The organism is Streptomyces sp. NPDC059373, from assembly GCF_042751495.1.
GTDB lineage: Bacteria > Actinomycetota > Actinomycetes > Streptomycetales > Streptomycetaceae > Actinacidiphila.
On record NZ_JBHYXC010000014.1, the window covers coordinates 119401 to 139502 of the forward strand.

At 71.3% G+C, this 20102-nt stretch carries 20 protein-coding genes; 14 read left to right on the top strand and 6 right to left on the bottom strand.

Annotation, left to right across the window (positions count from 1 at the left end; all coding sequences use genetic code 11):
- The first annotated feature begins 10 nt into the window (after positions 1-10).
- Positions 11-454, top strand: a complete 444-nt coding sequence (locus tag ACFXJ5_RS20665; protein ID WP_384632712.1) for a DUF6278 family protein — start codon at positions 11-13, stop codon at positions 452-454.
- Positions 455-489: 35 nt separating this feature from the next.
- On the opposite strand, the gene ACFXJ5_RS20670 is transcribed toward ACFXJ5_RS20665, so the two are convergent.
- On the bottom strand, positions 490-1320 hold the full coding sequence (locus ACFXJ5_RS20670; RefSeq protein ID WP_384632714.1) for an XRE family transcriptional regulator: 831 nt from the start codon (positions 1318-1320) through the stop codon (positions 490-492).
- 325 nt (positions 1321-1645) lie between these two features.
- On the opposite strand from ACFXJ5_RS20670, the gene ACFXJ5_RS20675 reads away from it, so the two are divergent.
- From ACFXJ5_RS20675 to ACFXJ5_RS20685, 3 genes are all read left to right on the top strand, one after another.
- Positions 1646-2047 (top strand): ATP-binding protein, encoded by a 402-nt coding sequence (locus tag ACFXJ5_RS20675; protein WP_384632717.1) that lies wholly within the window; start codon positions 1646-1648, stop codon positions 2045-2047.
- A 29-nt stretch (positions 2048-2076) separates the two neighbouring features.
- Positions 2077-2328 (top strand): TfoX/Sxy family DNA transformation protein, encoded by a 252-nt coding sequence (locus ACFXJ5_RS20680; protein ID WP_384632720.1) that lies wholly within the window; start codon positions 2077-2079, stop codon positions 2326-2328.
- Positions 2329-2477: 149 nt separating this feature from the next.
- Positions 2478-2816, top strand: coding sequence for a hypothetical protein (locus ACFXJ5_RS20685; RefSeq protein ID WP_384632723.1), 339 nt, complete (start codon positions 2478-2480; stop codon positions 2814-2816).
- A 61-nt stretch (positions 2817-2877) separates the two neighbouring features.
- On the opposite strand, the gene ACFXJ5_RS20690 is transcribed toward ACFXJ5_RS20685, so the two are convergent.
- A complete protein-coding gene (locus ACFXJ5_RS20690) occupies positions 2878-4470 on the bottom strand; it encodes a CocE/NonD family hydrolase (RefSeq protein ID WP_384632725.1) in 1593 nt (530 codons plus the stop codon).
- A gap of 216 nt (positions 4471-4686) precedes the next feature.
- Here ACFXJ5_RS20690 and ACFXJ5_RS20695 point away from each other — a divergent pair, with 216 nt between their 5' ends.
- The gene (locus ACFXJ5_RS20695; protein ID WP_384632728.1) at positions 4687-5574 is read left to right on the top strand and encodes an SGNH/GDSL hydrolase family protein; all 888 of its coding nucleotides are present in this window, start codon (positions 4687-4689) and stop codon (positions 5572-5574) included.
- Here the strand turns inward: ACFXJ5_RS20695 and ACFXJ5_RS20700 are convergent.
- Both ACFXJ5_RS20700 and ACFXJ5_RS20705 read right to left on the bottom strand, forming a co-directional pair.
- Positions 5555-6727 carry a low temperature requirement protein A gene (locus ACFXJ5_RS20700; protein WP_384632731.1) on the bottom strand — a complete coding sequence of 391 codons (1173 nt, stop codon included), beginning with the start codon at positions 6725-6727 and terminating at the stop codon, positions 5555-5557. The genes ACFXJ5_RS20695 and ACFXJ5_RS20700 overlap by 20 nt on opposite strands.
- A 4-nt stretch (positions 6728-6731) precedes the next feature.
- Positions 6732-7481: a hypothetical protein gene (locus ACFXJ5_RS20705; RefSeq protein WP_384632733.1), complete on the bottom strand. Its 750-nt coding sequence runs from the start codon at positions 7479-7481 to the stop codon at positions 6732-6734.
- A gap of 103 nt (positions 7482-7584) precedes the next feature.
- Between ACFXJ5_RS20705 and ggt the strand changes: the two genes are divergently transcribed.
- From ggt to ACFXJ5_RS20740, 7 genes are all read left to right on the top strand, one after another.
- A complete protein-coding gene (ggt, locus tag ACFXJ5_RS20710) occupies positions 7585-9378 on the top strand; it encodes a gamma-glutamyltransferase (RefSeq protein ID WP_384632736.1) in 1794 nt (597 codons plus the stop codon).
- A 10-nt stretch (positions 9379-9388) separates the two neighbouring features.
- Positions 9389-10117: a hypothetical protein gene (locus tag ACFXJ5_RS20715; protein WP_384632739.1), complete on the top strand. Its 729-nt coding sequence runs from the start codon at positions 9389-9391 to the stop codon at positions 10115-10117.
- A gap of 96 nt (positions 10118-10213) precedes the next feature.
- The gene (locus ACFXJ5_RS20720) at positions 10214-10822 is read left to right on the top strand and encodes a CGNR zinc finger domain-containing protein (RefSeq protein WP_384632742.1); all 609 of its coding nucleotides are present in this window, start codon (positions 10214-10216) and stop codon (positions 10820-10822) included.
- Between the two features lie 82 nt (positions 10823-10904).
- Positions 10905-12281, top strand: a complete 1377-nt coding sequence (locus tag ACFXJ5_RS20725) for a hypothetical protein (RefSeq protein ID WP_384632744.1) — start codon at positions 10905-10907, stop codon at positions 12279-12281.
- A 116-nt stretch (positions 12282-12397) separates the two neighbouring features.
- The gene (locus ACFXJ5_RS20730) at positions 12398-13240 is read left to right on the top strand and encodes a nitrilase-related carbon-nitrogen hydrolase (RefSeq protein WP_384632747.1); all 843 of its coding nucleotides are present in this window, start codon (positions 12398-12400) and stop codon (positions 13238-13240) included.
- Positions 13241-13337: 97 nt separating this feature from the next.
- The gene (locus ACFXJ5_RS20735; protein WP_384632749.1) at positions 13338-14648 is read left to right on the top strand and encodes an aspartate aminotransferase family protein; all 1311 of its coding nucleotides are present in this window, start codon (positions 13338-13340) and stop codon (positions 14646-14648) included.
- 89 nt (positions 14649-14737) lie between these two features.
- On the top strand, positions 14738-15493 hold the full coding sequence (locus ACFXJ5_RS20740) for a nucleotidyltransferase domain-containing protein (protein WP_384632752.1): 756 nt from the start codon (positions 14738-14740) through the stop codon (positions 15491-15493).
- Here the strand turns inward: ACFXJ5_RS20740 and ACFXJ5_RS20745 are convergent.
- Positions 15490-15879 (bottom strand): VOC family protein, encoded by a 390-nt coding sequence (locus ACFXJ5_RS20745; RefSeq protein ID WP_384632755.1) that lies wholly within the window; start codon positions 15877-15879, stop codon positions 15490-15492. The two genes, ACFXJ5_RS20740 and ACFXJ5_RS20745, sit on opposite strands and share 4 nt — an antisense overlap.
- Before the next feature lie 380 nt (positions 15880-16259).
- On the bottom strand, positions 16260-16844 hold the full coding sequence (locus ACFXJ5_RS20750) for a TerD family protein (RefSeq protein WP_384632758.1): 585 nt from the start codon (positions 16842-16844) through the stop codon (positions 16260-16262).
- A 787-nt stretch (positions 16845-17631) separates the two neighbouring features.
- Here ACFXJ5_RS20750 and hydA point away from each other — a divergent pair.
- Together hydA and ACFXJ5_RS20760 are read left to right on the top strand one after the other, a co-directional pair.
- Positions 17632-19038 (top strand): dihydropyrimidinase, encoded by a 1407-nt coding sequence (gene hydA, locus ACFXJ5_RS20755; protein ID WP_384632761.1) that lies wholly within the window; start codon positions 17632-17634, stop codon positions 19036-19038.
- An 11-nt stretch (positions 19039-19049) separates the two neighbouring features.
- The gene (locus ACFXJ5_RS20760) at positions 19050-20066 is read left to right on the top strand and encodes a TIGR03842 family LLM class F420-dependent oxidoreductase (RefSeq protein WP_384632764.1); all 1017 of its coding nucleotides are present in this window, start codon (positions 19050-19052) and stop codon (positions 20064-20066) included.
- Positions 20067-20102: the final 36 nt, after the last annotated feature.

Sequence of the window (20102 nt, forward strand, 5' to 3'; positions counted from 1 at the left end):
GGCTGAGCGCATGGACATCCCGTTCCTGGACAAGTGGCTCAAGCGGCGCGCGGGGCAGGGCGAAGCCCGCGGTGTGGCCGTGATCGGTCCGATCGCCGACGACCCGCAGGGCGTGGCGGAGCTGCTGGCGGAGTGCGGGTTGCTGCGTGAGCAGGCCGCGTCCGCAGGGGTCGAACTCGACGACACGGCCGCGTCGTTGGAGCGCCTGGACCAGTTGCTGCCGCGCTGGCGCGACGACCCTGAGGAGGTGCCCTGGCTGGGCAACGACGCCGGCCTCTACCTCGGCACCGTCATCATCCGTACCGTGCCGGGCGCGGCCTGGCGGGTGTGGCCCAACGGGCAGCCGGTGGTGACGCTCGACTCCGGACGCGAGGTCGATGTCGTCGACATCGGCCACGGCTGGGCCGAGAGCGGCACGCCGGAGCTGTCGCAGGCCTACGCCGAGGTGTCGTAGGGCTGGGGAGCGCCAGGCCCCAAGCCCCGGCGCGGTCAGATCACTCGTTCGGCGCCGTCCCTCAAGGCCTCGAAGTACCGCTCGAAGCCGGCGGATAACGTGGCCGGCGGGGTCGGCGCAAACCGGTAGACCAGCGACGCGTGCGGGTCGCTGCGCGCGCCGATGACCGCCACGAAGGAGGCGTCGTCCAACCGGATCATCCGCCAGACCGGCGGCGTCCGGTAGCGGTAGACCTCCAGCTTCAGGGTGCCCTCCTCGGCCAGCTCGCCGAGCAGTTCCTCCGCGAAGCGCAGGCTCGCCGAGAAGAAGCGGGCCGTCTCGCCCACCTCCTCGGCGATCCGGGAGACCGCCGGGCTCTCGTGATGCAGCACCATGATGCGTACCCGTGGCACGCATTCACGGTCCGGGCGCGTTAACGCCCTCCGCAGCAGCGAATCGCCCATCGCGATCATGCCCAGGGCCCGTACGGCGACCACATCCGCCGACCGGGCGTTCTCCGCCGCCTGCCGGATCTCCGTCACCGCCTCCGCCTTCGTACGCGACACGGCCGCGACCTGCGGATGCTCCAGCAGATCCAGCGGCCCGGACTGGCTGAACCGGACCGGCGCGAGCCCCATCAGCATCCGCGCCTCGTCAGGCATACGCAGGCCGGCCGCGATCCGTTCAAAGACGTCGATCCGCACCACCACCCGCCGGTTGCGGACGATTTCGTTGACGCGCCCCTGCAACAGCCCGGTGGCGGCGGCGATTCTCGACTGGCTCGCCCCGCCGTACTGCTGGGCGAAGCGCAGGATCGCGCCAGCGTCGCGGCCGCGCAGGGCCTCGCGTATCTCGGTCCGCTGCCAGGCCCAGTCGGGTATCTCCACGAAATCTCCGGAAGGCGGAGAAGGGGGAGAAAGCGGAGAAGACGGAGATGCTGGACCAGACATGGGTGAACTCTCCCGCCCGCGCAGACGGCCCCCAGTCGAGTTACCAGGGGGTATATCGCAGTGAGAATAGCGCGGGGGTATCGCTTTCACAGGGTCTTCACGAGATGCTCAGCGCCACCTGCCCCACAAATGAGGTGGACATATGCGTGAAAACCTGGCTGCTCAGGCACCAATCCATCGAGATACCGGTGAGGCGCCCACCGACGGAATACCCCGGAATACCGCGCCCGAACCGGCCGAACCGGCCCAGCCCGTCGAACCCGTGGATTACCCGCCGATCACCCTGCTCGTCGGCGAAGTCTTCCTTCCCTGCGACGAGCAGGCCCCGCGTCAGGCCCGCCGCATCCTCGACGCGACCCTGGACGTGTGGGGCCTCGACCACCTGATGGAGACGGCGAGCGTGGTGCTCGCCGAGCTGGTCACCAACGCCGTACGACACGCGGGCGGCCGCCAGATCGGTCTGACGCTGTGGCGCAGACTCACTCTTGTGCACATCTCGGTACGCGACTGCTCCCGCTCTCTGCCCTGCCTGATCCTCACCGGGCCGTTCCCCACCACGGCCGAGGGCAGCCGCGGGCTTCAGCTGGTCGCCGCCTACACCTTCCGCTGGGGTACGGAACTCCTCCCGGGCGGCAAGCGTGTCTGGGCCGAGATCGCGGTCTGACGGACCGTCCGGCGGTGCATGATGTCGGCATGGACTCCCTGCAGCAGATGCCGAACATCGGAGCGGTCCTCGCAGAGCGCCTGCGCCGCGCCGGTGTGACGGACGCCGACGAGCTGCGCCGCCTCGGCGCCGGCCGGGCCTTCGAGAAGATCCGGGCGGAGCTCCCGGAGGACGCCTGCACGCACACCCTGCTCGCCCTGGAGGGCGCGATCCGCGGGACTCGGTGGACCGCCATCCCCAAGCCGGAACGGGACACCCTCGTCGACCGCGTCCTTGGCTGACGCAACTCCTGGGCATAAACCTCCCTTGACCATGTGCATACGGTATTCACAGTGGCAGCACAGTGCGGGCATGGGCAGATGGGATTGGCTCGTGGGACAGCTGATATCCGGGCGTCTCGTGCGCCGGACCTTTGAGGAGCTACTGACCCATGACTCGTGTCCTGAGGACTCGCCGCCGGACGGTCCCCGCCGCCGTCGCACTACTGGCTGCCTCGACGCTGTTGCTGGCCGGCTGTGGCTCGGGCTCATCGTCCAGCAGCAGCGGAACCCAGCCGAGCAGCACCGCCTGTCCGAGCGGCCGCCCCGGCGGCGGCTTCGGCGGATCGGGCCGGCCGTCCGGTATGCCGACCGGAAAGATGAGTGGCCGGCCGTCGGGGATGCCCTCGGGCCGGCCGAGCGGCATGCCGTCCGGTGGCTTCGGCGGCCGGGGCGGCTGCGGTGGTGGCGGCGGCCAGGCCAGCGCCGCGCCGCAGGCCTCCAGCTCCTGAGCCCCGTGCGCTGAGCAACTGAGCGGAGCCCCCGGGTCGGTGACCCGGGGGCTCCGCCATGTCAGCTCACCGGCACAGAGAGCGTGGACGGATCGCCGGCCGGAGACGAGAAGGTGATCGTCGACAGTGCCGGATTGTGCTCGATGTACAGCGGGTCGACGGTGTCGATCACCAGCGCCAGCCGGTGCCCCTTCGGGACGTCGTACGCCGTGGAGAACAGCTCGAGGTCGACGCCGAAGGACCTGCCCGCCGTCCGGTCGGTGAAGGTGTACGGCGCGTGCGTCACGAGCTTGCCGGTGCCGAGCGCGTCCACGTCGTAGAGATAGGCGACGAAGGTTCCCGTGGCCGCGGCCGGGCTGATGGTGGTGTGCAGCTTGACGGTGCCCCGGATGTGCTGGGCGCTGCTGTATGTGCCGGACCGCCAGACCGCCGCGACGGCGCGCGGCAGCAGCGGTACCGAGACGACCGGAGGGATCTGGGCGATCTGGTCGAGCAGGCTGGTCAGGAAGATGGTGCCGCCGTCGGCGCCGGAGTCGACGTTCGCCAGGATCCGCTTGGTGGTGGCCAGCGGGATCGTACGGGTCGCGGCCGGGACCGCCGACCAGCTCCGGTAGCCCTCGTAACCGCCGGATCCGGTGCGGGACTTGAGCTGGACGGGCTGCTCGGCGTCGATGCCGTTCGCGGATCCCCTGAGGTAGTGGTCGAACCAGCGCCGGGTGTCGGTCCATACGTCGTTGGGCAGCCCGAGCAGTCCGGTGGCCTCGCTGGTGGCGTGGTCGCCCGGGCGCAGCTCCAGACGCTTGGGGCCGGTCAGCTTGTCGTAGAACTCGGCGTACGAGTTGGGCGGGAAGATCGAGTCGCCCCAGCCGTTGGCCAGCATCACCGCGGCTCCGTTGGCGTTGAGCCGGTCCAGGTAGGTGATGGGGGAGCGCAGCTTGCCCCAGGCGCGCATCTGGTCCTCCTTGTCATAGCGGGAGGTCAGGAAGTCGGAGAGGATCTGCCGCAGTTCGGCGCTGGGGTGGCCGGTGAGATACGCGGCCCCGCCGAGCAGCGCGACCGCCTGCAGATGCTGGGTGCGGCCGGAGAAGATGGAGTCGACCAGGTCGGCCCAGCCGCTGAGCGAGGCGACCGCCTTGATGCGGGGATCGGCGGCCGCGGCGAGCAGGCTGATCCCGGCGCCGTACGACACGCCCGCCATGCCGATCCGGTCCGGGTCGGCCGGGGTGTGGGCCAGCGCCCAGTCGATGACCTGGGTGGCGTCGGCGGTGTCCTTGGGGCCGGCCACGTCGATCTCGCCGCCGGAGCTGCCGAAGCCGCGCGGGGTGTAACTGACCACCACATAGCCCGCGCCGGCGAGCTTCTGGGCCGCGACGGTGTACTGCGCCTCATTGAGGCCCCAACTGCTGGGCAGCACCAGCAGCGGATAGCGCTGCGAGCCGTCGTAGCCGCCGGGGGTGGTCACGCTGCTCTGGAGGGTGATCCCGCCGGATCCGGGGATGTCGACGGACCTCACCGTCGGGGCGGACGCGATGGCGGTGACGCCGGCGGTGGTTCTCGCGGGCGAGGCGTATGCGGTCGGTGCCGTGATTCCCAGCGCGGTGGTGGCGAGCAGGGCTGCGGAGACAGAGGCTGCTGCGGTGCGGTGAGTTCCCATGTGCGGCTCCAGTCACGCCGGATGCTAAGTGACTGGAGAGTAACCTCGTCGGATTACCGAGGGTAATACTCGTGAGTGTTACGCACGAGTAACGATTGGTCGACTGCCCTGAAGGAACGTCAGTCCGCTGAGCGAACTGTCGTCCCGGCCATTGACACCCGCCCCGCGTGCGCTGAATCTGAGCACGTCAGCGTCGACACAGGGGGAGGGTCACAGATGCGCAGACGCACACTGGTCCGGGGGGTCGCCGCACTCGGCGCCACCGTCGCACTCACCGCAGGCAGCGCCATTCCGGCCGCCGCCCACGACCACGGTCATGGCGGCGGCCGCGGTTATGTCGCCCTCGGCGACTCGTATACGGCCGGACCGCTCATCCCGGTCCAGACGGACGCCAACTGCCTTCGCTCCAGCAGCAACTACCCGTCCCTCGTGGTGCAGCGGCTCGCCCGCACCGCCCTCACCGACGTGAGCTGCAGCGGCGCCACCACGAAGGAGATGTGGCAGGCGCAGGGCACCAACCCGCCGCAGCTCGACGCGGTCACCAGGGCGACCGAGCTCGTCACGCTCCAGATCGGCGGCAACGACGTCGGCTTCGGGAGCATCATCGCCACCTGCGCCGGCGTCGCCGCCACCGACCCGACCGGCAGCCCGTGCCGGGCGCACTACAACGCGAGCGGCACGGACCAGCTCCAGACCAACATCCGCGACACCGCCCCCAAGGTCGCGGCCGTCCTCGCCGGCATCCACCAGCGCGCCCCGCGCGCCCGCGTCGTCGTGGTCGGCTACCCGGACCTGCTCCCCGACAGCGGCGTCGGCTGCCGTCCCTCGGTGCCCTTCGCCGACGGCGACTTCGCGTATCTCCGCGACACCGAGAAGGGGGTCAACGCCATGCTCGCCCGTCAGGCGCGGGCCGCCCACGCGACGTACGTCGACACCTACACCCCGACCATCGGCCACGACATGTGCCAGGCCCCCGGCGTCCGCTGGATCGAGCCGCTGACCCCGGCCTCGCCCGCCGCCCCCGCGCACCCCAACGCCCTGGGGGAGCAGGCCATGGCGGCCGCCGTCCTCGACCGGCTCTGCGTCAGGCAGCCGGCCGGCTGATCACCACCGAGGCCGCCACCAGGGCCGCGAGGATCAGTCCGGTGGCGAGCACGGGGATGCCGGTGAAGGTCATGGCCAGCACCAGCGCCGCCGCGACGGGGGACAGCAGGTTGTGGAGGAGCGGCACATGATGCGGCCGGATGTGCAGGACGTACAGCACGAGCAGGAACACCGTGACCGGCACGGTCACGGTGGCCCCCGCCGCGGTGTGCGAGATGTGGGCGTGGTGCGTGGCGTAGTCGATGTTGACCGCCAGCCCCGCGCCCACGGCCGCCGCCGAGGCGAAGATCAGGTAGTGGCCGTAACCCCACGGGATGCCGGCCCGGTTGGAGGTCAGGAACTGGGCCGCGGGCTTGGCGAAGTACAGCCACCAGACGGAGAAGACGATCAGCAGGCCGCCGCCGGCCACGCTGAACAGGGCGAGCGGGGTCTCCCGCTCGTCGATCGCCTGCTGCACCGCCAGCGTCGCCGCGAGCACCGACTCGCCCAGGACGATGAGGGTGAACAGGCTGTAGCGCTCGGCGATGTGGTGCGGATGCCACGGGGTCTGCCCGGCGGCCTCGGACCAGATGGGGACGCAGACGTCCAGCAGCCCGAGGGCCACGAAGGCGGCGGTCTGCCACGAGTGGGGCAGGAAGAGCCAGCCGGTCCAGGCGCACTGGATGGCGACGGTCCCGACGGCGTAACGCAGGGCGGTCGCGCGCCCCTGCGGGTGGGAGCGCGCCGCCCGCAGCCACTGCGAGACCAGCCCGGTCCGCATGATGACGTAACCGATCACCGGCAGCGTGAAGTCGTGCTCGGTGAAGGCGCGCGGGACCCCGGCGGCCAGGATCAGGATGCCGGTGATCTGGACGAACGTGGTCAGCCGGTACGGGACGTCGTCGACGTCGTACGCGGACGCGAACCACGTGAAGCCCATCCAGGCCCACCAGATCGCGAAGAACACCATGAGGTAGCTGACCACCCCGGTCGACGCGTGGTCTCCGGACAGCGCGTGGTGCAGTTGCGCCGCCACCTGGGCCACGGCGACCACGAAGCACAGGTCGAAGAGCAGCTCCAGCGGGGTGGACGCGCGATGCGGCTCCGCGGGGTCGCGGGCCGTCATCGGGCGCAGCCAGGCGGTTCTCGGGGCGGTGGTGTTCGGTCGGCTCACGCCGTCATTCTGCCGTTATGGCTGCCGCACGGCTGTTCGGCGTGGATGCCGCCCGGGTGACGTCGGCGACGACCTCCACGACGTCGGGGCCGTACGCCTGCGAGTTGACCACCTTCAGCAGCAGGCAGAAGGAGCCGTCCAGCCCGTACTTGCGGGCCAGGCGCGGGTAGTGGCGGGCGAGATAGCGCACGGCCGCCTGGTTGGTGATCGCGGTCTGGCCGCTGGAGAGGAAGACCGGGCGGCTGTTCCCGGTGTTCTCGTCGGCGGCGAGGCGGGCCAGGAGTATGTACTCCACCGAGCCCTTGTCCAGGCGGTAGGTCTCGCCGTCGATGGTGAAGGCGCCCCGGTCCGGGCCGATGCTGTCGGGGTTGACCTCGACGCCGGGGAGCATGGAGCGAAGGTGGGCCGCCATGCGCTGGTTGGACACCGGACCGCCGATGCAGAACTCGGTACGTGCCCCGAAGCCCTGCCACGCCGTGTCGTGCGGCAGGATCTCGGCGTGCGCCCGGCAGTCCTTGATCAGCGCGGCCAGCTCGATCAGCGCGAAGACGTCGTGGCGCGCCACGCTCCACTCCCGTGCGCCCGGGTCGCGGTTGACCACCAGCAGGCACTCGGAGCCGGTGGGCAGCCCGAAGAAGCGCTGTTGGCGGTGGAGTTTGCGGCGCCACAGGTAGGTGCGGACGAACCAGCCCAGCGCTGCGCTGATGGCGCTGGCGGCAAGGCCCAGGATGATGTTGCGGACGTCGTCGCTCATGAGCGCGAATCGTAGCGGCGTTCGAGGTGACGTGTTCCTGACGGAGGAGACGAATCCCGTTAGGCTGCGCAGACGGTCGCGGTCGTCAAGTGGAGGTCCCCGTATGCGTCGTCGCCATGTGTCGCTGCTCGCCGTCGGAGCGGCCCTGATCTCGGTGGGCGCGGCGCCCCCGAACCAGGCCGCGCCCTCGACACCGGCGAAGGTCCCGGTGGCCGTCGGCTACGGCGGCGCCGTCGCGAGCGTGGACGCCGACGCGTCGGCCGCCGGCATCGAGGTACTGCGGCAGGGCGGCAACGCGGTCGACGCCGCCGTGGCCACCGCCGCAGCGCTCGGCGTCACCGAGCCGTACTCCTCGGGCATCGGCGGTGGCGGCTACTTCGTCTACTACAACGCCCGCACCCACAAGGTCTCCACGATCGACGGCCGCGAGACCGCCCCCGCCAGCGCCACCGACCAGCTCTTCGTCGAGAACGGCCAGGCCATCCCCTTCGACGCCGCCGTCACCAGCGGCCTGAGCGTCGGGGTCCCCGGCACCCCCGCCACCTGGTCGACGGCGCTCAACACCTGGGGCTCCAAGTCCCTCACGTCGGTCCTGCGGCCCGCCGAGCGCATCGCCCGCGACGGCTTCACCGTCGACGACACCTTCCGCAGCCAGACCGAGTCCAACCAGGCCCGCTTCGCCGACTTCCCCGACACCGCCAAACTCTTCCTCCCCGGCGGCGAACTCCCGGTCGTCGGCTCCACCTTCACCAACCCCGACCTCGCCAGTACGTACGAGGAGCTGGGGAAGAAGGGCGTCAAGGCCGTCTACTCCGGCGACATCGGCGCCGACATCGTCAAGACCGTCCGCAACCCGCCCGTCGACCCGGCCTCGAGCCGCGTCGTGCGCACCGGCGACCTCACCGCCGCCGACCTGAAGGCGTACCGGGCGAAGCAGCAGGCCCCGACCGAGGTCTCCTACCGCGGCCTGGACGTCTACGGCATCGCCCCCTCGTCCTCGGGCGGCACGACGGTCGGCGAGGCCCTCAACATCCTCGAGGGCACGGACCTGTCCAAGCTCACCGACGCCCAGTACCTCCACCGCTACCTCGAGGCCAGCCGCATCGCCTTCGCCGACCGGGGCCGCTGGGTCGGCGACCCCGCGTACGAGAACGTCCCGACCGCCGGGCTGCTCTCCCAGTCGTACGCCGACTCCCGCGCCTGCCTGATCAAGGACGACGCCGTCCTCACCAGCCCGCTGGCCCCCGGCGATCCCAGCAACCCGACCGCCTGCACCACCGCGGGCACCGCAGCGCCGACCACGTACGAGGGCGACAACACCACGCACCTCACGGTGGCCGACAAGTGGGGCAACGTCGTGTCGTACACGCTGACGATCGAGCAGACCGGCGGCAGCGCCATCACCGTCCCCGGCCGCGGCTTCCTGCTCAACAACGAGCTCACCGACTTCTCCTTCACGCCGGCGAGCCCCACGGTCCACGACCCCAACCTCCCCGGCCCCGGCAAGCGCCCGCGCTCGTCGATCTCCCCGACCATCGTCCTCAAGGACGGGCGCGTCGACTTCGCCCTCGGCTCCCCGGGCGGCTCGACCATCATCACCACGGTCCTCCAGGTGCTGACCGAACACGTCGACCGAGGGCTGCCGCTGGTCGACGCCATCGCCGCCCCACGCGCCAGCCAGCGCAACACCACGACGACCTCCGTCGAGAGCGCCTTCCTCGCCACCCCGGCCGCGGCGCAGCTCACCGCCCTTGGCCACGTCTTCGCCGCCCCCGCCGAGATCGGCGCGGCCACCGGCATCCAGCGGCTCCCCGACGGCCGTTGGCTCGCCGCCGCCGAAACCGTCCGCCGCGGCGGCGGCTCCGCGCAGGTCGTCCGGCCCAGCGGTACACCGTAAGGGGCAGCGCATGGCGGCCATGGTCTGGGTGCTGCTGGTCCTGGCGGGCTGCGCCGGCTACGTCGTCCAGCGCCTCTACAGCTACCCGGGCGGCTGGGCGTACGCCTTCGGCGGGGCGTACGCCCGCGACCGCCAGGACCTTGCCGCGGCCCGCCGCCGCCTTCGCGAACTCGAACGGGAGGCCCGCCGCGAACTGTCCGACGCGAGGGGCCACGTACGCGGCGAGGAGTCCCTGCACCGCGACCGCATACGCACGGCCGAGCAGCGGCTGAGGGAGCTGCGCCATCCCGGCCGGGGCGAACTGCTCGAATCCCTCGGCGAACTGAAGCTGCATCAGCACCAGCTGCGCTTCGGCGCCCGGGACATCCAGCTCGCCGGGCTCCACATCAGCTATGAGCAGTCGCCCGGCGAGTTCACGATCCAGATCCGCGGCGGCCTGCGCGTCGCCTACAAACGCGGTCAGTACGCGGAGGCCGACGTCCGCCGCTTCGCGGGCCGAATCGAGGACGCGGTCACCCACGAGAACGACTTCCGCAAGCAGCGCAGGAGCCTCATCGCCGAAGCCGAGGCCGAACTGCGCCGCGTCCGGGCCGACACCGCCCCCAAGGACTCGGCCCGCGCGCAGCTCGTCCAACTGACCGAGCGCCAGCGCCAGGACAAGCGGCTGCAGGCCGCCCGTGCCGAACTGGAGGCCGCGTGCGAGCGCTGGTACGGGACGAGCGGGCACCGGCCGCATTGAGGTGCCGCCTCCGGCCGGGGGCATCGGCCCAGACCTAATGCATAGGATATAACCCTGCCGTTAGACATTCGGCGCCACGCATCGGAAGGGCACGCCATGGACCTCGATCCCGCCCTGGAGCTGGCGAGCACCATCCACCACGACGGCGATGGCGGGGTCGCCGACGATCTGGCCGACGCCGAAGGGCTGACGGTCTGGGTGCGGGAGCGGGCCGAATGGCTGGGCGTCCCGCCGTTCGACGCCGACGACAGGGCGCGGGCCGAGGTCGTCGCCGTCCGCGAAGCCGTACGGGCCCTGTTCGCGCGCGCGGTGAGCCCCGGCCCGCCCAGCCGGGCCGACGCCAACCGTCTGCTGCCCGCCGACGAGGCCGTGGCCCGGCTGAACGCCGCCGCCGCCCGGCAACCGGTGACCGTAAGCCTCGCATGGCCGGACGGGGCCGAGCCCGAAGCGCTGCTGCACCCCGCCGGCCCGGCAGGCGCCGCGGACCCGGTGGCCGACCTCACCGCCACCCTCGCGCGCGCCGCCGTCGACTTCCTGACGGGACCTCAGCGCGAGCGCCTGCGCGCGTGCGCGGCGCCGCGCTGCGTGCGGTACTTCGTGAAGGCGCACGGCCGGCAGGAGTGGTGCAAGCCGTCCTGCGGCAACCGCGCCCGCGTGGCGCGGCATTACCGTCGCCACCGTGCGCCGTCCGAAAACTCCCCGTAGCGCCCTCGTAACACAGCTGGTGTCGAATGCGAACGGACCACACGCTTCCGCCGCGCCTCGCGGCGGGCTGGGAGGTGCGACCGTGGATCGCAGGGCGGGTGCTGAGATCGGCGACGCCGTAAGGGAGTTCACCCTCTACTTCCGCTCTCTGGTCACCGCCCTGGGGGATGCGCCGGGCTGGTACGGAGTCTTCGCCGCCCGCGATCCGGAAGGCGTACGCGCCTATCTCGACGGCCTCGACGTGCCTCCGTGGGACGTGCTGCTGGCCGTCCTCCACGACGTCGCCGCCCAGCACGGCGGCCGGCCGGTCCCCGGCGAGGCGCTGGCGCGGGCGGAGCGGCTGTATGCGGCCGCGGTGGCCGAGTTCGACGCGGCGCCCGGCAGCGAGCACGCGCTGCGGGCGCGGCTGGACATGATGCAGCGGGAGCGGCAGTACACGCTGCTGCGCGAGCGCGACGCCGCCCGCGCCGTCCAGCTCGGCATCGCCGACCCCAACGACCTCGCCTGGGCCCGCGACGACCGGGAACGCGCCACCGCCCGCTGCCTGGAACTGCAGGGCAGGCTCGACGCCCTGGTATCCCGCCCGCCGGCCCCCGAGGGCTGGTTCCGCGAACCTGAACCCGATGCCCAGCCCGTCCGCGTCCCGGCCCCCCGCACCGAGGAAGCGCCCGGCAAGGAGCCGGAGGAGGAGCGCAAGCCCGCCGGCCGTACGAAGCGGGAGCGCCCGCGCGGCGGGGCCCGCTACGGCGGCGCCCGGTTCGCCGGGGCCCCCGAGGCCGAGCCCGCCGAGGCCGCCATGGTGCCCTCGGTCGCACCGCCGACCGCCGAACCGGCCGTGGCGCGCGGCGCCCGCTTCGCCGGGGCGCCCGAGACACCGTCGGGCCGCAAGGAGGAGCGCCGGGCCGCCCGGGCCCGTGAGCTGGAGGCCCACCGCGCCGCCGCCGAGGACACCGCCGCCCGGCTCGGCGAGCTGCGCCGCGGCGGCCGCAGCGGCGAGGTGTACGTCCTGATGAGCGAGGCCGCGGCCGCCCCCGCCGAACAGCTCCCGCTGCTGGCGACGGCCCTGGAGCAGTCCGGGCTCTCCGCCGACGTACAGACCCTGCTCTGGGAGATCGGCGGCCAGACCCCGTCCCGCCTCGCCGCGGCCGCCGCCGCCCTGGCCGAGGCCGGCCGCCCCGAGCACTGCCTCACCCTCCTCAACCAGGCCGCCGCCCGCCCGGCCCCGGAGATCGCCCGGACCGCGGCCGCCCTGTGCGACGCCGGCCACCGCCACGAGGCCGTCTCCCTCCTCGCCGCCCTGGTCCGCGCCCGCACCCCGGAAATCGCCGCCGACATCGTCCACGAACGCCACGACCTGGTCGGCCCCGTGCTCGACGCCGCCGGGCTGTACTCCTCCTCCCGGCGCGCGGACGTCGCCGCCGCGCTGCGCCGGGCGGGTCTGCCGGACCAGGAAACGTGATCGTCCCCCGCTGAGTCCCGTTGAGTAACGCGGGCGGTATTGCCACAGTGGGTGGGGGGCTCTTACGGTCTCCGTACAGCCGGTATCTACGTGCGTAGAAGTAGAAGGAGCTGGCCATGCCCAATGTCGTACGCGCAGCACTCGTCCAGGCCACCTGGACCGGCGACACCGAGTCGATGATCGCCAAGCACGAGGAGCACGCCCGCGCCGCCGCCGCCCAGGGCGCCAAGGTGATCGGCTTCCAGGAGGTCTTCAACGCGCCCTACTTCTGCCAGGTGCAGGAGGCGGAGCACTACAAGTGGGCCGAGCCCGTCCCGGACGGCCCCACCGTCCAGCGGATGGTGGCGCTCGCCCGCGAGACCGGCATGGTCATCGTCGTCCCGGTCTACGAGATCGAGCAGGACGGCTTCTACTACAACACCGCCGCCGTGATCGACGCCGACGGCACCTTCCTCGGCAAGTACCGCAAGCACCACATCCCGCAGGTCAAGGGCTTCTGGGAGAAGTTCTACTTCAAGCCCGGGAATCTCGGCTGGCCGGTCTTCGACACCGCCGTCGGCAAGGTCGGCGTGTACATCTGCTACGACCGGCATTTCCCCGAGGGCTGGCGCGCCCTCGGCCTGGCCGGCGCCCAACTCGTCTACAACCCCTCCGCGACCCACCGCGGCCTGTCCTCCTACCTCTGGCAGCTGGAGCAGCCCGCCGCCGCCGTGGCCAACGAGTACTTCATCGCCGCGATCAACCGCGTCGGCGTGGAGGAGTACGGCGACAACGACTTCTACGGGACCTCGTACTTCGTCGACCCGCGCGGCCAGTTCGTCGGCGACGTCGCCTCCGACAGCAAGGAGGAGCTGCTCGTCCGCGACCTCGACCTCGACAAGATCACCGAGGTCCGCCAGCAGTGGGCGTTCTACCGGGACCGGCGACCCGACGCGTACGGACCCCTCACGGAGGCGTGAGGCGGCCGGGGCTCTCCCATCGAAACCCCCGACGGAATCCACCAGCACCCCGGCCGCCCGGCCCAGCCGGGCCGGGCTCGCAGCGAAGGAACCCACCATGGGCACTGTGACGACCGAGACGCACGCGCAGCTGCACGCCCGCCACCGGGCCGTCCTTCCCGACTGGCTCGCCACGTACTACCGCGAGCCCATCGAGATCACCCACGGCCGGGGCCGCCACGTCTGGGACGCCGAGGGCCGCCAGTACCTGGACTTCTTCGGCGGCATCCTCACCACGATGACCGCCCACGCCCTGCCCGAGGTCACCGCCGCCATCACCGAGCAGGCCGGGAAGATCCTGCACTCCTCCACGCTCTACCTCAGCCGGCAGGCCGTCGACCTCGCCGAGCGCATCGCCCACCTGTCCGGCATCCCCGACGCCCGCGTCTTCTTCACCACCTCCGGTACCGAGGCCAACGACACCGCCCTGCTCCTGGCCACCACGTACCGCAAGTCCAACCAGATCCTGGCGCTGCGCAACAGCTACCACGGCCGTTCCTTCACCGCGATCGGCATCACCGGCAACACCGCCTGGTCGCCGACCAGCCTCTCGCCGCTCCAGACGCTGTACGTCCATGGCGGCGTCCGCAGCAGCGGGCCCTTCGCGCATCTGAGCGACGGCGAGTTCATCGCCGCCTGCGTCGCCGACCTCGAGGACATCCTCGGCCAGGCCAACGGCCAGGTCGCCGCGCTCATCGCCGAACCCATCCAGGGCGTCGGCGGCTTCACCTCCGGGCCCGACGGCCTGCTCGCCGCCTTCAAGGAGGTCCTCGACCGGCACGGCATCCTCTGGATCACCGACGAGGTGCAGACCGGCTGGGGCCGCACCGGCGAGCACTTCTGGGGCTGGCAGGCCCACGGCCAGGCCGGGCCGCCCGACATCCTCACCTTCGCCAAGGGCATCGGCAACGGCATGTCGATGGGCGGCGTCGTCGCCCGCGCCGACGTCATGAACTCCCTCACCGCCAACTCCATCTCCACCTTCGGCGGCAGCCCCATCACCACCGCCGGAGCCCTCGCCAACCTCCAGTACCTCCTCGACCACGACCTCCAGGCCAACGCCCGCCGCGTCGGCGGCCTCCTCAAGTCCCGCCTGGAAGCCATCTCCGCCGCCAACCCCGTCGTCCGCGAGGTCCGCGGCCGCGGCCTCATGCTCGGCCTCGAACTCTCCGAGCCCTCCGCCGCCAACCTCGTCCTCGAAGCCGCCCGCGAAGGCGGCCTCCTCATCGGCAAGGGCGGCCGCGCCGGCGACTCCCTGCGCATCGCACCCCCGCTGACCCTGACCGTCGCCGAGGCCGAGGAGGGCGCCGCGATCCTCGAAGTTGCCCTCAAGCAGGCCCGCGACCAGCTGGGAGCGGGAGCGGCCTAGCCTGCCCCCGCCCTCCGCCGCCCACCGTGGACCGGTAGCGCGAACGGCGGAACCCCGTACTGGCCCGCCTCACCCGGTAGCGTCGGCACATGTTCACCGTGGACCGGCGTCGGCGCGTTCGGGAGCAGTTGATCGAGCGGGCCCGGGAGGACGACCGGATCACCGGGGTCGCCGTCACCGGGTCCGCCGCGCGGGATGCTGAGGACCGGTGGTCGGATGTGGACCTGTTCCTCGGGGTGGCGGACGGTGTGCCGGTGCGCGAGGTGGTGTGCGACTGGAGCGCGTACGTCTACCGGGTGCTGGGCGCCGTCCACCACTTCGACCTCGAGGCGGGCCCGGCTACGTACCGCGCCTTTCTGCTGGGGGAGTTGCTGGAGGTCGACCTGGGCTTCACCCCGGCGACGCGCTTCGGGCCGCTGGGCGACGGGGATTTCCGGGTCGTGTTCGGCGACGCGGTGGAGCGCCGGGCCGGATCGGCCGACCCGGGGCATCTGATCGGTCTGGCGTGGCACCACGTGCTCCACGCCCGCGTGAGCGTCGAGCGTGGAGCACTGTGGCAGGCCGAGTACTGGGTCAGCGCCCTCCGCGACCACATCCTGGCCCTGGCCTGTCTGCGGCTGGGCCACCCCGCCGCCTATGCCAAGGGCGCGGACCGGCTGCCGCCGGAAGTCACCGCGCCGGTGCGGGAAGCGCTCGTACGCAGCCTGGATGCGGCTGAGCTGTCACGCGCCCTGGGCGCGACGACCCGGGCCCTGCTGGGCGAGTTGCGCGAGAGCGATGCGGAGGCCGCCGGGAGGCTGGAAGGCCCGTTGCTGGAACTGGCGCCGGCGGCCTCGCGGCCCTAACTGCCGCTGCCGTAGGGCCGGGTGATGAGCTCCAGGTAGTGGCCGGAGGGGTCCAGGAAGTAGACGCCGCGGCCGCCGTCGTTGTGGTTGATCCGGCCCGGTTGCCGCTGGGCGGGGTCGGCCCAGTAGGGGATCCCGGCCTGCTGGATCTTCTCGAAGCCCGCGTCGAACTCCTTCTCGGAGACCAGGAACGCGTAGTGCTGCGGGGTGATGGTCTCGTCGGGACCGGCGGTCGTGAAGTCCAGGGTCACGCCGTTGTCGGTGGCGACCGGAAGGAACGGTCCCCAGGCGGTGCCGACCTCGAGGCCGAGGACCGAGGCCAGGAATTCGGCGGCGGCCCGGCGGTCGCGGGAGTGGACGATGGTGTGGTTCAAGCTGACGGACATTGTGGAATGCCTCCAACGGGCATCTCACGGGCACCTCCATGCCCCACCCGGACGGTGGCCGACACGCGATGCCGTACACCGATCCTATCGAGGGGCCAGTGCAGGGTCACGAGCACCGACAGGTCGTACGCGTCGGCGACGCCGTCCGCCGCCCCGCCCAGCCGTGGACCCCGGCGGTCCACGCGCTGCTCCGGCAGCTGGAGGCGGCGGGTTTTCCGTACGCGCCCCAGCCGCTCGGCTTCGACGACCAGGGCCGGGACTTCGCCCGCCCCGGCCCCGCTCTCCACGACGTGGCGTACGCGCTCCAGTACGGCGCCGTCGGTAGGCCGGGTCGGGTCGGGTCGGGTCGGCCGGGGATCCCGGGCCGACCCGGGCCTCGGCTACTTGCTCATGGCGAAGCGCATGAGGGACTGCTCATCCCCCTGCTTGATCTTCCCGGTCTCGTTGATCACCTGGAGCTTCCAGCTCGCGCCGTCCCGTATCGCCTTGGCCACGGCGCAGCCGTTGTCGTTGGTGAGCAGGCTCGGCCAGATGTCGGCGACCTGCTGGGTGCTGCCGCCTGTCGCGTCGTAGACCTTGAAGCTGATGTTCCGTGCGTTCTGGAAGGCGCTGCGCTTCTTGTACGCGGCGGCGATGAACACGATGGAGGTGATGTTGGACGGCACCTTGTCGAACACGACGGTCACCGTCTCGTCGTCGCCGTCCCCGCGGCCGGTCTGGTTGTCCCCGCTGTGGACCAACGCGCCGTTGCCCATGGGGTCCAGGGAGTCGAGCCCGGCCAGTCGCACCGGCTCCGCCCCCGCCATCGCGATGGCGATCAGGTCGAGGTCGGTGCCGGTCTTCTGGCGGATCTTCCCTATCACCCCGCCGCTGCTTCCCACGGTGGGGTCCCAGGACACGCCGATGGACATGTGGGTCACTCCGCCCAGATCCGCCGGGCCGTCTTCCTTCTTGAGCGTGAGCATGCTTGATCCTCTTGATCGTGGGTCTGCGACAGGTGAAGTGTGCCTTTGCCGTTGTCACTCAGTCCACCAGGTACCTCAGTAGGACAGCCGGCCTTCCAGATCTCCTCGCCGGGCCAGTCGTGGGCCCAGGAGGCGGAGACGTAGGGGAAGTCGCGGTGGGCGGGCCGCGGCGCCTGGCTCTCGATCAGATCGTCGACCTCGAATCCCGAGGTTGAACTCCACGGAGGTGCCCCAGTCCAGCCGGTGCAGGCCGAACTGCGGGCGGAGCAGGGCGGGGGACGCCTGTCCGTCGGGCGGTATGCAGAGCGCGAACAGGGCCGACCGGGTGGGCTCCGGCCCGGGCGAGCCATGAGGAGACGTAGCCGGTGCCGCAGTCCACTTCGATCGCGTGTGTCCCGACGATGTCGTCGGGAAGCATGGAGACCTGCGACCAGGGGGTCGCCCACAGTCCCCAGCGGGGCTCGGTTGCCGCCCAGTGGGCGCGGGCGAGGGGTCCGTGGACGGCGGCTGCCTCGTCGTCCCAGTAGCCGCGGTTGAGTGCCGCGTGATCGGCGCGAACGGTCGTACGGCCATGGGACCCGGGTCTCGCGAGCGGCGGCGATGCATTTGGTGCCCATCCGCGTATCGTGGTTAAACGATCACAATGCGGCATCGGGGAAACGCGATCGTCTCCACCGATTAACCGCAGCGGTATTGCCACAGTGGGTGACGAGCCTTACGTTTTTCCACCACGGCCGGGGTCTACGTGCGTAGAACCGGGGTCGTGCTTTCGGGAAGGAGTGGGAGCATGAGCCGCACAGTCGTCCGGGGCGGACTGGTCATCACCGCCGCGGAGGAGATCCACGCCGACGTCCTCGTCGAGGGAGGCAGGATCGCCGCTCTCGCCTCGCACGACAGCGAGTTCGCCCAGAGCTGGACCACCTCCGCCGACCGGGTCATCGACGCGACCGGCAAGTACGTCATCCCGGGCGGCGTCGACGCGCACACCCACATGGAGCTGCCCTTCGGCGGCACCTTCGCCTCCGACACCTTCGAGACGGGCACCCGCGCGGCGGCCTGGGGCGGCACCACGACGATCGTGGACTTCGCGGTGCAGTCGGTCGGCGAGAGCCTGCGCAGCGGCCTCGACACCTGGCACGCCAAGGCGGACGCGCAGTGCGCCATCGACTACGCCTTCCACATGATCCTCGCCGACGTGAACGAGGACACGCTCAAGGAGATGGACGTCCTCGTCGAGGAAGGCGTCACGTCCTTCAAGCTCTTCATGGCCTACCCGGGCGTCTTCTACAGCGACGACGGCAAGATCCTGCGCGCCATGCAGCGCGGCGCCGCCAACGGCGGCCTGATCATGATGCACGCCGAGAACGGCATCGCCATCGACGTCCTGGTCGAACAGGCCCTCGCCGCCGGCCGGACCGACCCCCGCTACCACGGCGAGGTCCGGCACGCCCTGCTCGAGGCCGAGGCCACCCACCGTGCCATCGCCCTCGCGCAGGTCGCCGGCTCGCCCCTCTACGTCGTCCACGTGTCCGCCCAGCAGGCGGTGGAAGAGCTGGCCGCCGCCCGCGACAAGGGGCTCAACGTCTTCGGCGAGACCTGCCCGCAGTACCTCTTCCTCTCCACCGACAATCTCGCCGAGCCCGACTTCGAGGGCGCCAAGTACGTCTGCTCCACGCCCCTGCGCCCCAAGGAGCACCAGGAGTTCCTCTGGCGTGGCCTGCGCACCAACGACCTCCAGGTCGTCTCCACCGACCACTGCCCGTTCTGCTTCAACGGCCAGAAGGACCTGGGCAAGGGCGACTTCTCGAAGATCCCCAACGGCCTGCCCGGCGTCGAGAACCGTATGGACCTGCTCCATCAGGCAGTTGTCGAGGGCCGCATCTCCCGCCGCCGCTGGATCGAGATCGCCTGCGCAGCGCCCGCCCGGATGTTCGGCCTCTACCCGCGCAAGGGCACGATCGCGCCGGGCGCCGACGCGGACATCGTCATCTACGACCCGCATGCCGAGCAGGTCGTCTCCGCCGAGACCCATCACATGAACGTCGACTACTCGGCGTACGAGGGCAAGCGCCTCACCGGCCGGGTCGAGACCGTGCTGTCGCGCGGCGAGCCGGTCGTCCTGGACCGGGAGTACGCGGGCCGGGCCGGACACGGCCAGTACACCCCACGCGGCACCTGCCAGTACCTCATCTAGGAGCAGCGGCAATGGACTTCGGACTCGTACTCCAGACGGACCCGCCGGCGTGGAGTGTCGTCGAGTTGATGAAGCGTGCGGAGGCCCAGGGGTTCACGCACGGCTGGACCTTCGACTCGGCCGTGCTGTGGCAGGAGCCGTTCGTCATCTACAGCCAGATCCTGGCCAACACCGAGCGGCTGATCGTCGGCCCGATGGTCACCAACCCCGGCACCCGCACCTGGGAGGTCACCGCCTCCACCTTCGCGACGCTCAACGACATGTTCGGCAACCGCACCGTCTGCGGCATCGGCCGGGGCGACTCCGCGATGCGCGTGGCGGGCCGTAAGCCCAACACCCTGGCCCGCATCGAGGAGGCCATGCACGTCATCCGCGACCTGGCCGAGGGCCGCGAGGCCGACCTCGGCGGTACGACGATCCGTATCCCGTGGGTCAAGGACGGCAGGCTGCCGGTGTGGATGGCCGCGTACGGGCCCAAGGCGCTGGCCCTGACCGGTGAGAAGGCCGACGGCTTCATCCTGCAACTCGCCGACGTCTATCTGACGGAGCTCATGGTCAAGGCGGTCAGGGACGCGGCGGCCGGGGCCGGCCGCAACCCCGACGACCTCACGATCTGCGTGGCGGCGCCCGCCTACGTCACCGAGGACGACTCGCCCGAGGCGCTGGCCCACGCCCGCGAGCAGTGCCGCTGGTTCGGCGGGATGGTGGGCAACCATGTCGCGGACCTGGTGAGCAGGTACGGGGAGCACTCGGCCTCCGTGCCCGAGGCGCTGACCCACTACATCACGGCCCGGGAGGGCTACGACTACTCGCACCACGGCCGCACCGGGAACCCGGACACGGCCTTCGTGCCGGACGAGATCGTGGACCACTTCTGCCTGATCGGCACCGCCGAGCAGCACATCGAGAAGCTGAAGGCGCTGCGCGATGTGGGCGTCGACCAGTTCGCGCTCTACAACATGCAGGACGCCAAGGAGTCGACCATCGACGTCTACGGCAGCACCGTCATCCCGGCCGTCAACGGCTGACCCCCCAGACCCCGCCCGGGCCGACCTGATCCCGGC

Excerpts from the sequence above, each read along its gene's own strand:
- ACFXJ5_RS20740 (WP_384632752.1), top strand. The coding sequence starts at position 14,738 with ATGTTCACCGTGGACCGGCGTCGGCGCGTTCGGGAGCAGTTGATCGAG.
- ACFXJ5_RS20680 (WP_384632720.1), top strand. The coding sequence starts at position 2,077 with ATGGACTCCCTGCAGCAGATGCCGAACATCGGAGCGGTCCTCGCAGAG.
- ACFXJ5_RS20750 (WP_384632758.1), bottom strand. The coding sequence starts at position 16,844 with ATGCTCACGCTCAAGAAGGAAGACGGCCCGGCGGATCTGGGCGGAGTG.
- ACFXJ5_RS20735 (WP_384632749.1), top strand. The coding sequence starts at position 13,338 with ATGGGCACTGTGACGACCGAGACGCACGCGCAGCTGCACGCCCGCCAC.
- ACFXJ5_RS20690 (WP_384632725.1), bottom strand. The coding sequence starts at position 4,470 with ATGGGAACTCACCGCACCGCAGCAGCCTCTGTCTCCGCAGCCCTGCTC.
- ACFXJ5_RS20695 (WP_384632728.1), top strand. The coding sequence starts at position 4,687 with ATGCGCAGACGCACACTGGTCCGGGGGGTCGCCGCACTCGGCGCCACC.
- ACFXJ5_RS20705 (WP_384632733.1), bottom strand. The coding sequence starts at position 7,481 with ATGAGCGACGACGTCCGCAACATCATCCTGGGCCTTGCCGCCAGCGCC.
- ACFXJ5_RS20665 (WP_384632712.1), top strand. The coding sequence starts at position 11 with ATGGACATCCCGTTCCTGGACAAGTGGCTCAAGCGGCGCGCGGGGCAG.
- ACFXJ5_RS20685 (WP_384632723.1), top strand. The coding sequence starts at position 2,478 with ATGACTCGTGTCCTGAGGACTCGCCGCCGGACGGTCCCCGCCGCCGTC.
- ACFXJ5_RS20715 (WP_384632739.1), top strand. The coding sequence starts at position 9,389 with ATGGCGGCCATGGTCTGGGTGCTGCTGGTCCTGGCGGGCTGCGCCGGC.
- ACFXJ5_RS20745 (WP_384632755.1), bottom strand. The coding sequence starts at position 15,879 with ATGTCCGTCAGCTTGAACCACACCATCGTCCACTCCCGCGACCGCCGG.
- ACFXJ5_RS20760 (WP_384632764.1), top strand. The coding sequence starts at position 19,050 with ATGGACTTCGGACTCGTACTCCAGACGGACCCGCCGGCGTGGAGTGTC.
- ACFXJ5_RS20720 (WP_384632742.1), top strand. The coding sequence starts at position 10,214 with ATGGACCTCGATCCCGCCCTGGAGCTGGCGAGCACCATCCACCACGAC.
- ACFXJ5_RS20730 (WP_384632747.1), top strand. The coding sequence starts at position 12,398 with ATGCCCAATGTCGTACGCGCAGCACTCGTCCAGGCCACCTGGACCGGC.
- hydA (WP_384632761.1), top strand. The coding sequence starts at position 17,632 with ATGAGCCGCACAGTCGTCCGGGGCGGACTGGTCATCACCGCCGCGGAG.
- ggt (WP_384632736.1), top strand. The coding sequence starts at position 7,585 with ATGCGTCGTCGCCATGTGTCGCTGCTCGCCGTCGGAGCGGCCCTGATC.